This is a genomic window from Rouxiella silvae (assembly GCF_002093625.1).
Classification (GTDB): Bacteria; Pseudomonadota; Gammaproteobacteria; order Enterobacterales; family Enterobacteriaceae; genus Rouxiella; species Rouxiella silvae.
Genome location: NZ_MRWD01000041.1, coordinates 1 through 13,108, shown reverse-complemented (window position 1 = coordinate 13,108; position 13,108 = coordinate 1). Strand labels below are relative to the sequence as shown.

Below are 13,108 nucleotides of genomic sequence, written 5' to 3'. Positions count from 1 at the left end.
TTGTGTGATAAACAGCCTATTGGAGTCGAAGAGAATGATAAATAGTTTAAAATGAGTTTCACTGTCTCAATAGAAACAACAATCAGCGATTTTAGTGAGGAAGATGTGGATAAAATTCAATCAATGCAGGTTTTTGTCCGCGTAGCTGAACTCAGTAATTTTACGCGCGCCGCGGAGAGTTTGGGGTTACCTAAGGGCAGTGTCTCGCGCCTGATCCAACAGCTTGAAAGCAGAATGTCGGCGCGCCTGCTGCATCGTTCGACTCGTCGAGTGCAGTTGACGCAGGATGGACAAATTTTCTATGAGCGCTGCAAAGAGCTGTTGGCAAACATGGACGATCTTGAGTCAATGTTCCAGTCCAATCCCACCACGGTCAGCGGCAAGTTACGAGTAGATATGCCACTCACGATGGCGACGCACATGGTGTTACCGCGATTGGCCGAGTTTCTCAACCGTTATCCGGCGTTGGAAATAGAACTGAGCAGCACCGACCACCGGGTGGACATCGTTCGCGAAGGATTTGACTGCGTTATAAGCGTTGGCCAGTTGAAAGACTCAGGGTTAATTGCACGCCCGCTGGGGCACCTTAACGTGCTCAACTGCGCCAGTCCGGATTATTTGCAGCGTTACGGCACGCCAGACCACCCAGATCAACTCACGCAGCATGCCATGGTGAACTACGATCAGGCACTGCGCAGCCGCAGCAGTGATTTTGAGTATCTCGATGGCAAAGAGCTGAAAATCGTTAAATGCGGCGGTACCATTACGGTGAATAGCACTGAAACCTACGTGGTGGCCTGTCTGTCAGGGCTCGGTATTATTCAGGTACCGATAATCGGCATTCGCCCTTATCTTGCAAACGGGCAGTTGGTCAGTATTTTGCCGCAGTTTAAGGCACCCCCGATGCCGGTCACGCTGGTGTATCCACACCGTCACCCTATCTCGCGTCGGGTAAAAATCTTTATGGATTGGCTAGGCGAAATTATGCAAGCCTTTATTGCATAAGCTTTTTATAACGCTTATTTATCGCTTAACGGGCCATAAAAGCAGATGAAAGCTATACTTAATGCTGGAACTTGAACAACACTAAGGACTAAGTGGATTAATGCCATTACCCACAAAAGAAAAAATGACACCACAAGACAGCCAAACGCCGCTGATCAATATCAAAACCGGTAATCAAAAGGTGGACGCTACCTTGTCGGGATTTTCACGCCTAATTAGCCGAGTGCAGGCGTGGCACTGGGTGGCGCATCTGCTGCGCGCTGCCGATAGGTTCAACGACAGGTTGGGCAGCCAGTTTGGTGCGGCTATCACCTACTTCTCATTCTTGTCGCTTATCCCGATTTTGATGGTCTCTTTTGCCGCCGTCGGCTTCGTGCTGGCCTCCAATCCTGATCTGCTGGCGAAGCTTATTAACAAAATCGTCAGTAGCATCAGTGACCCGAACCTGGCCAATACGCTCAAGAGCACGGTAAATACGGCTATTGAGCAAAGAACGGCGGTGGGATTATCGGGACTGCTTATCGCGCTGTATTCGGGGATAAGCTGGATGGGTAATCTGCGTGAAGCGATCCGCGCCCAGTCGAGAGACGTGTGGGAGAGAAATCCTCAGGATCAGGAGAAAATTTATACCCGCTATCTGCGCGATCTTGTCTCACTGACCGGGCTGGTGCTGGCGCTGATTATTACGCTGTCGCTGACTTCAATCGCCGGTTCTGCTCAGCAAAGTATTGTTGATGCCCTAGGCTTGGGCGGGATCGAGTGGCTGCGTCCGGTGATGACCGTCATCACGCTGATCATTTCTATAGCCGCCAATTACCTGTTATTTCTGTGGATTTTTTGGATACTGCCGCGACACAAGCCGAGAAAAAAGGCACTGTTGCGCGGTACGCTGATCGCCGCTATCGGCTTTGAAGTGATTAAATTTATCATGACCATGATGCTGCCTCGCCTGGCCAGTTCGCCTTCAGGCGCGGCCTTCGGGTCTGTTATCGGCCTGATGGCTTTCTTCTACTTCTTCGCGCGCCTCACACTATTTTGCGCAGCCTGGATAGCCACAGCACGCTACAGTGATGACCCACCGATGCCCGACGTGGAACACGCTCACAAGCCTTAACCAACCCCTTCATGCCAGACAGCGCCAACTGTCTGGCATAAAATTCTAATAATCACGCTAAAAACCAGTTAATAGCTCTAAAATATCGACAAAGTCGCGACCAAACCCAGAACAACCCACTACCTCGCTCACTTTTCTTTCACTCATTTACAGAATGTTACTCTGAAAATAAATCATTCGACAAACTTATGACTAACCATCCCACCTATTTGCGGAGCAATCTCCCATTTCAGCCGAAATCCCTATTTCATGCCCCCTCTGGCCGGTTGAAACTCCTTTAGGCAGTGCTTAAGATGATTTTTTTAAACAAACCAATTTACATAAAAAACAAATAAGAAACACTTATGCAAGCCATCATCACTCCAGAACTCGAGGCTGACGCGGAACTCGTTAGCCAAAACTCTCGCGGCAAAGTTATCATCGCGTCACTGATCGGTACCGCCATCGAGTTTTTTGACTTTTATATTTATGCGACGGCGGCAGTTATTGTCTTCCCGCACATTTTCTTCCCTCAGGGTGACCCTGCTGCCGCTACGCTTCAGTCGCTAGCAACGTTTGCCATTGCCTTTATTGCACGCCCAATTGGCTCTGCGCTATTTGGCCACTTTGGTGACCGCGTAGGCCGCAAAGTCACGCTGGTTGCATCACTACTGACCATGGGTATCTCAACCGTAATCATTGGCCTGCTGCCGACTTATGCCACCATTGGCGTATTCGCTCCTCTGCTATTGGCGCTGGCCCGTTTTGGTCAGGGCCTCGGGCTCGGGGGTGAATGGGGCGGCGCGGCGCTGTTGGCGACCGAAAATGCGCCACCGAAAAAACGGGCGCTTTACGGCTCTTTCCCGCAGTTGGGTGCGCCAATCGGCTTCTTCTTTGCCAACGGCATGTTCCTGCTGCTTTCATGGCTGCTGACAGAACAGCAGTTCATCGACTGGGGATGGCGCATACCGTTCCTGCTTTCTGCCGTGCTGGTGCTCATTGGTCTTTACGTGCGCGTTTCTCTGCATGAAACGCCGGTATTCGCCAAAATCGCCAAAGCGGGCAAGCAGGTAAAAGTGCCTATTGGTCGCCTGTTTAGCAAGCACCTGAAGGCTACCGTACTGGGTACCTTCATCATGGTGGCAACCTACACGCTGTTTTATATCATGACTGTTTACTCACTCGGTTACGGCACCACGCCGAAGCCGGCGGGCCTGGGCATTACTCGTAACGACTTCCTGCTGATGCTAATGATTGGCGTGATTGGTTTTGGTGTAATGGTGCCTATTGCTGGGCAGTTGGCCGACAAATTTGGCCGCCGTAAAACCATGATCTGCATTACACTGCTGATTATTCTGTTTGCGCTGACTTTCCCGTCAGTCATTAGTGGCGGTTCAATCAGTGCAGTGATGGTATTCCTGATCTGCGGCTTTAGCGTAATGGGGCTAACCTTCGGCCCAATGGGCGCGCTGCTGCCGGAGCTTTTCCCGACCGAAGTTCGCTATACCGGCGCATCTTTCTCCTATAATGTGTCTTCAATATTAGGCGCTTCCGTTGCTCCTTATATTGCAACCTGGCTGGCAACCCATTACGGGCTGTTTTATGTCGGTGTTTATCTGGCTTCAATGGCAACGCTTACTTTGATTGCTCTGCTGCTGACTAAAGAAACCCGCCACCAGTCACTCTGATTATTTCGCTCGGCATCGCGGCCTCGTCGATGCCGAGCTTTATCAAAGAGCCATTCAAATGCGCTTGAAACCTCGTCTGCTGTTCCCCCTGATTATTTTTCTGGCCGTTATTGCCGCCGTGGCTTATTACGTTTGGCCAAGCTCCGGCAACCCTAGTGCGCTGTGGAATATAGTCAGTCAAAAATGCGTTCCCAATCAGCAAAAGAATGGCCAACCGGCACCCTGTATGCAGGTTGATGAGCAGCAGGGTTTTGTGGTGCTCAAAGATAGGGTCGGACCGCTACAGTTTTTGTTGATGCCAACCGCCAGAATAACCGGCATTGAAAGTCCGGCACTGCTGGAAGACAATACGCCAAATTTCTTTGCTCAGGCATGGCAGGCTCGGCACTATATGGCCGATAAATACGGCAAACCGATTGATGACAGCAATATCTCGCTGGCAATTAACTCGGAATATGGCCGCAGCCAAAATCAGCTGCATATCCACATCTCATGCCTGTTGCCTCAGGTAAAAAACCAGCTCAGTGAAGAAGTGGGCCAAGTTGGCTATCGTTGGCAGACGCTGCCAGAGAAGCTGATAGGGCATACTTATCTGGCGCGTAAAGTGTCACCGGCCGAGCTGAGTGAGAAAGGCGCATTTCGACTGTTGGCTGAAGGCGTGCCGGAGGCGCGCGAGAAGATGGGCCATTTCGGCATGGCGATGGTGAGCCTGAAAGGGGGAGATTTCCTGCTGCTGGCCAACCAGCGTAATTTGTTGCAACTCAACAATGCCTCCACTGAAGAAATTCAGGACCACGACTGTGCGGTCCTGAATTGAATGACTCAGTGATAGCGTTTTAAACACTAAACGCTTTTCATAACAATATCCTTTAGCAGAAAATGAAGGCCTATTTACCGGCCTTCATTTTCTGCAAGATAGCGCCACATTGGTTTGACTCATTGTCACTTGGGGAAACCAGTGCCAGCAGTGCCGCTGCCGGGGCAACGATAGCCCCCAGTGCAACCGCTGCCGCACCGCGAGCGATAAGTGGCCCCGCTTTCACACCTGCATCCGGGTTTTTAAAGGTGCCGCGCACGTACAACGGCGAGCGCAGGGTCAATACGCGCAGCCCCTTACTTTCAGGATCAATCGATAAATCCAGTCGCTCGGTAGCAAAGTTGCTGGTGCCGCTGACGTTGATGACCGCATTTTCGGTATCAAACACCAGCAGGCTTGGCCGCGCGAGTCCGCTTTTAATATTCACATCGGCTGCCGCACAGTTGATTGCCACCTCATCGTCACCGAACAGTTTGGCTACCACGTAGTTACCGACGTTAAGCCCCGCGATTTCCATCAGGCCACGACTTATTACGCCATCATTAATCAACAGTTTCATTTCGCCATTGCTGGTGCCGAGCAGTGCCGCCACTGAGTTACCGGTGCCGGTAAGCTTGGCGTCACCGTTGAGCTGACCCAAACTTTTCTTCATCGACTCAACATTCGGCACTAACTCTTTCAGCTGTAAACCGCGCGCGTGCATATCCACCCGCCCCTGCATCGGCGTTTTATCACCCTCGAGCCTGACGGTCGAATTCAGGTTACCGCCCGCCACGCCAAAGCGCAGCGGATCGAGAAGCAGGTTGCCGTCATTCAGCTTAAGATGGGTATTTAGATTGCTGATTGGCAAAGACTTGCCGTGTTCAATGCGTTTAGCGCTGAACTGCACATCGGCGTCCATCACCCGCCAGCTTTTGGTATCAAATTTCTCGACCGGCAACACTTTGTCGGACGGTTGGCGCGTCGTTTCACCGCGTTTGGCTTTGTCCTTATTCGAGTCAGCCCCAATCAGCGGCGCAAGGTCAGCGAATCTCAGCTGATTGGAGGTCAGTTCACCCTTTAACTGCGGACGAGGCTTGCTGGCAAGATAGGTAAGCGAGCCGTGAATATCACTATCGCCGATTTCACCATTGAAGCCCTGATATTGAAATTTGGCGCCGTTTTTGTCATGAAGTTGCGCAATAAGATGGCCGTCGGTCTCATAAGGCGGCGTTTGTGGCAATAGCACGCCGGTGAGGCCATAGAGGTCCGACAGGGTCTGGCCGGAAAATTTCAGACGCAGGTCCAAAGCACCCAAATTCATGGGATCGGTTAGCGTACCGGCCACCTGCACACGAGTATTGCCCGAGCGCACATCGGCCTGCAGTGGGAAGAGAGCGTCAGAGTCTTGCAGTGCAAGCATACCGCCAATTTTACCGCTGCCGCTTAATGATTCACCTTTGTATTTGCCATCAACCTTCCAGCCGAATACGTAGTCTGGCGTCACGTTTTTATCGTCATCCTTACTGCCTTTATCACTTTTCTTTCCCGTCACCTCAGTGAAAGGCAGTGGTTTACCCAGCGGGTCAATGACCGCACGAAAATCAGCCTTCAGCGTTGCGTCTTTAAAGTCAATTTGGCCGCGATCGAAAACAATATCGTTCATTTTAAACGACCAGGCAGAAGGTGGTTCACTGCTGTCTTTGCTGTCGCTATTTGCCAGGTTAAAGGTCCAGTTGTTTTTGCCGTCGGCGAGGCGAATCAGAGAGGCGTCCGGCTGCTTCAACCAGATACGCGGAATAAAGACCTGTTTATCGAGCAGCGCAAGCGGCGCGAGGCTGGCATCGACCCGCTGCAAGTGCACCATTGGCGCATCACTCGGAATATTTTCAGGATTGCCGAGCACGATGTCTTCGGCGTGAATGTGCGGCCACGGAACCCAGGCGCGCCAACCTCCTTCATCCTTTTGCCGCGACCAGTCAACGCCCAGGTCACCGCGAATGGCAAAAGGCCGATTCAGTTCGGCCGAAACCTTCTGATTTATCGTTGGCTTAAGTCGATTCCAATCAAACAACGCCACAAAAATAATAATGGCAACGATCAGTATGACCACTATACCTGCCGTCCAGCTCAGCGCTTTTCCTGTGCGAGTCATAGGTCCGTTCCTGTCAGACAATCAATTGATAAGTTTCATTAAAGATAGTTGAGATTATGCAGCCCTGCCCAACGCGTGCCGCAACAAGAGCATTTACGCGTGGAAAAACCTATAAAAGAATCTATAAACTTCGAGGCGTCTTGGAAAATAATAAAACACCGTTTTAATACTATTGACTGATTCATCTCTTGCGAAGAAACTGGGACGCATCTTCCTAAATCACTGATGGGCCCGCTTCATGACCAGTAAAAAAATTGCCGTTATCGGCGAGTGCATGATCGAATTATCGCAAAAAGGTGAGCTGTTAAATCGAGGTTTCGGTGGCGACACGTTAAATACTGCCGTTTATATTGCCCGTCAGGTGGCTGATGAAGCCCTTAAAGTGCATTACGTCACTGCATTAGGTACAGACAGCTTTAGCAGCGACATGCTTTCCGCGTGGCAGCAGGAGGGCGTGGCAACCGATTTAATTCAACGCCTCGACAATAAGCTGCCGGGACTTTATGTGATTGAAACTGATGCCAGCGGAGAAAGAACCTTCTATTACTGGCGCAATGACGCTGCCGCCCGCTACTGGCTCAATAGTCCGGACTCGGAGGCCGTTTGCAGGGCATTGGTCGATTATGACTATCTTTATTTGAGCGGGATAAGCTTGGCCATTCTCAGTCAGGAAAACCGTGACCGCCTGATGTTTTTGCTCGGCGAGTGTCGCGCTCGCGGTGGAAAGGTTATTTTTGATAACAACTATCGGCCGCGCCTTTGGGACAGCAAAGAGCAAACGCAGCAGGCGTACCAGGCAATGTTGGCCTGCACCGATATTGCATTCTTGACCCTGGACGACGAAGACATGCTGTGGGGCAAGCAGCCCTATCAGGACGTGATTTCACGCACCCATGCGCTGGGTGTGCAAGAGGTGGTGATTAAGCGCGGAGCCGAGAGCTGTATTGTTTCCAATGAAACAGGAGAACAGCATGAAATTCCAGCAATTAAGCTGGAAAAGGAAAGCGTCATTGATACCACCGCGGCCGGTGATTCATTTAGTGCCGGGTATTTGGCAAAACGCCTAACGGGAGCCAGCGAAGAGGAAGCGGCAAAACGTGGACACCTAACCGCCAGTACGGTGATTCAGTATCGTGGTGCCATTATTCCTCTAGAAGCTATGCCATCCTGATCTATTGCGGGTTGAAACAGATGTTTCTCAGGTAAAAGGAGCGCAGCCGATTGCGTAGCAGCGCTCCTCATTACCCCCTATTACTGAGCCGTTCCTGCCGCACCCGAGCCGGAAGACGTCGCGGTCTGTGCATCCGTAGTCGGCATGTCGGTGGAAGACGAGGCCGCAGTAGGGACTACAATCGCGCTATAGGTGTCTTGCAGCGTTTTCACACTCAGTTCCGGCTCGCCTTTGGGTTGAACCAGCAGCATAGAAGGGTCGTGAGAAAGCTGCTGTCTCAGCTCCTGATTAAAATCAGGCAGCGTCAAGGTCGATAAGAACGCCTGGCGCAGTTTCTGATACTGCTCTGGTGCAATATCAACCACGCCATTTTGCTGTGAGCGAAGACGCTGGCTCATCAGCACGCCGGTATCGGTGCGCGCATAGGTCGCAAACAGCTGCCCGAGCTGGTCTTTCTTCTGGCCTATCAGCGCATCAAACTCGGCCTGTGACAGACCGGTGTCGCGCAGTTTAACCAGTTCGGTGGCTAATCTTTTCAGGGAGGGCTGAATTGCCTCCTGTGCGGCTTCAATACGAATAGCACACTGCGCGTGTTGATACTGCACGCGGCAGTCAAAGCCCAGAGCTGGCTGAACAGAACCGCCCTCTTTGGCCTCTTTTTCTTCCGCTGGCGTTTTCAGCGCCTGCTGCAAATGCAGGAACAGTGCTTCTCGTGCCAAATCACTACGCCAATAAGCGCTAAGTGCCGGAGAGTCCTGAATCGGCTGCCACGGCATGCTCCAGACAAGCGACAGGCGATCCTGGCTAATTGTGGGGTCAAAAGTGGCCATCGCTTTGGCCGGTAGATCAGAAAGCGTTGGCAGCGTTTGTGGCGTTTGGCGGCTTCCCTTTAGCGAGGAGAACGCACTTTTGATCTGTTCGGCCATGCCACGGCTGTCAACGTTGCCCACCACGTAAAGCGTCATGGCGTCAGGGGTGTACCACTGATGATAAAATTTGCTGAGGTCTGCTGCTTTGGCCATTTTGGACGGCAGCAGCTCAGGACTATGGCCAACCAGCGTGGAGCCGTTAATGCGATAACGCCACCACACGTCCTGAGGGTCGGACGGCACGGTGTCGATGGGATCCTGCGGTGCCTGATAGGCAGCGTGAACCGACTCAGGCGTTATCACCATTTTGCCGCTGCTATCCACAAGCCAGTTGAGCGCCGACTTAATCAAGTCAGGGCGGCCGTTAGGCAGGCTCAAATTATAAGAGGTGAAATCATACGAGGTAACAACCGGCGACATCGGGCGTTGATTATCAATCGCCTGCTGCCAAAAAGACTGAAGCTGTGCAGTGGTGAAACCCTCACTGCGGATTAACGCAATGCGCGGTAAGAAGTGCGCAAAGCCTTGCTGCTGCGGATTTTCTGCCAATGATCCGGTACGAACGACTAACCTCAGTTCGATGCGATCGCTGGGACGCTGCGGCGTAGTAAACAATTGCCAGGTGAACCCGTTGTCCAATTTACCCTGCTGCCAGGCCGGATCGGGTTGTAGTGCTTCAGCTTGCACGTTGCCGCAGGCTGAGGCCAACAACAACCCACCAACGAGTAAGCGAATTCTGGTGCCCTGCATGTGAACCCCTACGTAATAACTCTACCCGCCGTGGTTGAGTCTGCTTGTGCAGCAACGCCAATGACCGCGGGTAATCCAATTTTCAATAATTAAATCTTGCTCTTACCCTAATTTAAGGAGGCAAGCTCGAATGCAAAAAACGAAAACGGCGAGTGTAGCACTGTGTTAGACAGCGCAGCTTCGCATATGTCACGAGCAGCCATAAAAAAATCTGGCGCTGAGGCCTGACAAAGACTGACGCACATAGGATTCGAGATTCGGTATGGAGATAAATATCGGTATATTATGAATATAATCCACCGGTTACATCAAGTAACCGGTGGATTAAAAGAGAAATTAGCGTCAAAAGGGGCGATTTTTACTAAACCACCCCACTTTTTTGCCTAAAACGTGGGCTTAAAAAGAAAGATCAGGCCGCCTTATCGACAGCGATCGCCTTCTTGCCAGAAAGAGTCGCATTAAGCTGCTCCTCATCTAACTGACCGACCCATTTAGCAACCACTACTGTTGCCACGCCATTGCCAATCAGGTTGGTCAGCGCGCGCGCTTCCGACATAAAGCGGTCGATACCAAGGATTAACGCCAGACCGGCAACCGGCAAATGCCCTACCGCTGAAAGCGTGGCGGCCAGCACGATGAATCCACTGCCGGTAACGCCTGCGGCCCCTTTAGAAGAGAGCAGCAACACGACCAGCAACGTAATCTGATGCCAGATATCCATGTGACTATTAGTGGCCTGAGCAATAAACACCGCCGCCATTGTCAGATAGATAGACGTCCCGTCGAGGTTAAAGGAGTAGCCAGTTGGAATCACCAATCCAACCACCGATTTCTTGCAGCCCAGCTTCTCCATTTTGTCGAGCATACGCGGCAGTGCAGACTCGGAAGACGACGTGCCCAAGACGATCAGCAGCTCTTCCTTAATGTAGTTAACAAACTTGAAGATACTGAAACCGGTGAAGCGCGCAATCAGACCCAGTACCACGACCACAAAAAGTACGCAGGTCAGATAGAAGCAAATAATCAACTGACCCAGCTGCACCAGTGATCCGACGCCGTATTTACCGATAGTGAAGGCCATAGCACCAAACGCACCCAACGGTGCCAAGCGCATGATCATGTTAATAATGCCGAAAATGACTTTTGAGAAGCTGTCGATAAAGTTGAAAATCAGTTGGCCTTTATCGCCTAAACGATGCAGTGCAAACCCAAACAGCACGGCAAACATTAGCACCTGCAAAATATTTCCGCTGGCAAAGGCACCAATCACACTGCCCGGAATAATATCAAGCAGGAAAGGAATAATCCCCTGCGTCTGCGCCTGTTCGGCGTAAACAGCTACCGCTTTGGCATCCAGCGCAGCGGGATCGACGTTCATGCCCGCACCAGGCTGGACGATATTTACGATAACCAACCCGAGGATCAGGGAAATAGTACTGACGATTTCAAAATAGAGCAGCGCAATCGCGCCTGTGCGTCCGACCGCTTTCATGCTTTCCATGCCAGCAATGCCGGTCACCACGGTACAGAAAATCACCGGAGCGATAATCATTTTAATCAGTTTTACGAAACCGTCTCCCAACGGCTTCATTTGCGCCCCCAGATCGGGATAAAAATGCCCAAGCAACACCCCAAGGGTAATGGCGGTGAGCACCTGGAAATAAAGACTCTTAAATATCGTTTTTTTCATTTTTACGGCCATCCTGTAGTGAAAGTATCCCCAAAGATTTCAATACGCTGGAACGGAGCGAACTGAAAGGAGGAGGGTACATCGCCTTGCATATACAGCAGTCGAGCGAATAGCGACAGCCGGAAAATAACACTCAGCTAACAGGATGGAAATAAATTGTTTCGCTTTGCAATCATTGTTATTGCAAAAAGTGAACTGAAAGGATTCAGCTAACAAATTAGATAAATATTAATATTAAGTTTCGCTAGGGTGGGTGCGGCTTTGCGGGGAGCTGACTCAGAATTAAGCCAGCATTACGTAGAGATAAATTTTACCTCAAACTCACTGATTGGTAATGGTGCTGAAAACAGTTCACCTTGAACAAAAATTATCCCTTGTGACAACAGCCAATCCCGCTGTGGCTCTGCTTCAACACCGTCAGCAACCAGTCGAATTGAAACCCCTAGCGCGCGTAATTCTCCCAGCGTGGACACCATGCTCCCCCAGTCGTTTATGAGCGCCGTTTCTGTGATTTGCAGCATCAGATAACCTTGGCCGATCTGGTAGCGCCTCAGCAGGGTTTTTAGCGACTGCAAGAGAGGAAATCGTTGGACCTGCACGCCAGAAAGTGTGATCGCCAGCGGCAGCTTAATATCACGGCGCATCCAATCGGCTAAGGTACGGCATGACAGCTCGAGCAATTTTTCGCTCAGCGAAGCTACCGCAGCGAGCTCTTTGCCCGTAACGATAACGTCATTTTCCTGAACACCCTCGCCGCCAGCAAATTCTCGGCATAAGAAAGCTTCCGCACCGCTTAATTCACCGGTGAGCAGATTGATTTGCGGCCGAAGTAACAGGCTGAAATCGTTTTGATTTATAGCACGGAGAACGTCATTTTCTTGTCGCGAATCAAAAGTCAGGGTTTGGCTGTTGTCCTGCTGGCGGGAGGAGAGTTGCGACGTTGACTGCATCGCTTTCAAGGCTTTATCAAGCAGTAGCTGATTACGATTGTAGCTGCGGATCAGCACCCCGAGCTCATCATCTTCATGACGTGGGCGTGCGGCCAATTGATGATAATGCACTTCGCTTTCGGGCAGAGCCTGAAGTTCGCGCGCAATCGATCGCAAAGGGTGAATGATTAGGCGATTAATGCACCAACTGATGGCTATCGAGAGAATAAGCGCCAACAGCAAGTAAGTCGTCAGCATGGTCGAGAGCGCGCTGACAATAAACTGGTACATGCGATAGGGATCCGCCTGCAACACCAAATAAGCCAGTGGCTGAGCGTTTGTCGGATTGGCAGCAGGGGAATAAAGTGGCACCGAGACTTTAATCGGCAGATCAAACCCTTTGGTTATCCAGCTGGGAACCGAACGCCCTTCAGGATAGTGAGTGCTCAACGTTTGAATTTGATTGGGCAAGACTACGTCTGCGCGGTTAAGAATACCCACCGGTCTTAGCGTATTCAGAATATGCTGGGTCTCATCGAGATCGGCATTAAGCACTGACTGTGAAAGTGGTCTGGCTACCGAATGGGCAATATTTTCAAGCTGTTGGGCATAGTCATCCCTCCGCTGTTCGACGAAGTGAAACAGCTGGATAACAATGAATACACAGATAGTCACCAGCGCTACGCTGGACACCGCTGCCATCTGTTTAATCGTTAATGAACGTCTTACCCGCAATATATCCTCCATCACCGACTGTCGGCAGCTCTTCCCGAGCGCATGATAGCAGCTAGAGAACCTAGGTGCAGTACTCCTGTTTAAGCTTCGTATAACAATCAGAAAATAGGAAAAAAGAGGATTCTGTGTGAAAAAATAAAAAAATATAATTTTTATGGTTTGATTAGCCGGTAAATTATATAGCCGAGAAGTTATAAACACAGTTTAAATGAAAGTGGGGTAATGAG

The 13,108-nt window shown here is 50.8% G+C and carries 9 protein-coding genes; 5 read left to right on the top strand and 4 right to left on the bottom strand.

What is annotated here, in order from left to right; genetic code table 11:
* Positions 1-105 precede the first annotated feature (105 nt).
* The 4 genes from BS639_RS16360 to BS639_RS16345 all read left to right on the top strand — a co-directional run bounded on the left by BS639_RS16360 (position 106) and on the right by BS639_RS16345 (position 4,603).
* Positions 106-1,005, top strand: a complete 900-nt coding sequence (locus tag BS639_RS16360; protein ID WP_173882104.1) for a LysR family transcriptional regulator — start codon at positions 106-108, stop codon at positions 1,003-1,005.
* 100 nt (positions 1,006-1,105) lie between these two features.
* A complete protein-coding gene (yhjD, locus tag BS639_RS16355; protein ID WP_084983642.1) occupies positions 1,106-2,119 on the top strand; it encodes an inner membrane protein YhjD in 1,014 nt (337 codons plus the stop codon).
* Between the two features lie 344 nt (positions 2,120-2,463).
* On the top strand, positions 2,464-3,786 hold the full coding sequence (locus BS639_RS16350) for an MFS transporter (RefSeq protein ID WP_055775752.1): 1,323 nt from the start codon (positions 2,464-2,466) through the stop codon (positions 3,784-3,786).
* 58 nt (positions 3,787-3,844) lie between these two features.
* Positions 3,845-4,603: a CDP-diacylglycerol diphosphatase gene (locus BS639_RS16345; protein WP_084983641.1), complete on the top strand. Its 759-nt coding sequence runs from the start codon at positions 3,845-3,847 to the stop codon at positions 4,601-4,603.
* Between the two features lie 70 nt (positions 4,604-4,673).
* Here the strand turns inward: BS639_RS16345 and BS639_RS16340 are convergent, their stop codons facing one another.
* Positions 4,674-6,737 carry an AsmA family protein gene (locus tag BS639_RS16340; protein ID WP_084983640.1) on the bottom strand — a complete coding sequence of 688 codons (2,064 nt, stop codon included), beginning with the start codon at positions 6,735-6,737 and terminating at the stop codon, positions 4,674-4,676.
* A gap of 238 nt (positions 6,738-6,975) precedes the next feature.
* Between BS639_RS16340 and kdgK the strand changes: the two genes are divergently transcribed.
* Entirely contained in the window at positions 6,976-7,908 is a 933-nt protein-coding gene (kdgK, locus tag BS639_RS16335; protein ID WP_084983639.1) for a 2-dehydro-3-deoxygluconokinase, read from the top strand.
* An 80-nt stretch (positions 7,909-7,988) separates the two neighbouring features.
* On the opposite strand, the gene BS639_RS16330 is transcribed toward kdgK, so the two are convergent.
* From BS639_RS16330 to BS639_RS16320, 3 genes are all read right to left on the bottom strand, one after another.
* Positions 7,989-9,527 carry a M16 family metallopeptidase gene (locus tag BS639_RS16330; protein WP_055775740.1) on the bottom strand — a complete coding sequence of 513 codons (1,539 nt, stop codon included), beginning with the start codon at positions 9,525-9,527 and terminating at the stop codon, positions 7,989-7,991.
* Positions 9,528-9,936: 409 nt separating this feature from the next.
* Positions 9,937-11,217 (bottom strand): dicarboxylate/amino acid:cation symporter, encoded by a 1,281-nt coding sequence (locus BS639_RS16325; protein WP_055775737.1) that lies wholly within the window; start codon positions 11,215-11,217, stop codon positions 9,937-9,939.
* 293 nt (positions 11,218-11,510) lie between these two features.
* Entirely contained in the window at positions 11,511-12,881 is a 1,371-nt protein-coding gene (locus BS639_RS16320; RefSeq protein ID WP_072156439.1) for an EAL domain-containing protein, read from the bottom strand.
* Positions 12,882-13,108: the final 227 nt, after the last annotated feature.

Coding starts and splice junctions, on each gene's coding strand:
- BS639_RS16350 (WP_055775752.1), top strand. CDS start 2,464: ATGCAAGCCATCATCACTCCAGAACTCGAGGCTGACGCGGAACTCGTT.
- BS639_RS16325 (WP_055775737.1), bottom strand. CDS start 11,217: ATGAAAAAAACGATATTTAAGAGTCTTTATTTCCAGGTGCTCACCGCC.
- BS639_RS16340 (WP_084983640.1), bottom strand. CDS start 6,737: ATGACTCGCACAGGAAAAGCGCTGAGCTGGACGGCAGGTATAGTGGTC.
- kdgK (WP_084983639.1), top strand. CDS start 6,976: ATGACCAGTAAAAAAATTGCCGTTATCGGCGAGTGCATGATCGAATTA.
- BS639_RS16345 (WP_084983641.1), top strand. CDS start 3,845: ATGCGCTTGAAACCTCGTCTGCTGTTCCCCCTGATTATTTTTCTGGCC.
- BS639_RS16330 (WP_055775740.1), bottom strand. CDS start 9,527: ATGCAGGGCACCAGAATTCGCTTACTCGTTGGTGGGTTGTTGTTGGCC.
- yhjD (WP_084983642.1), top strand. CDS start 1,106: ATGCCATTACCCACAAAAGAAAAAATGACACCACAAGACAGCCAAACG.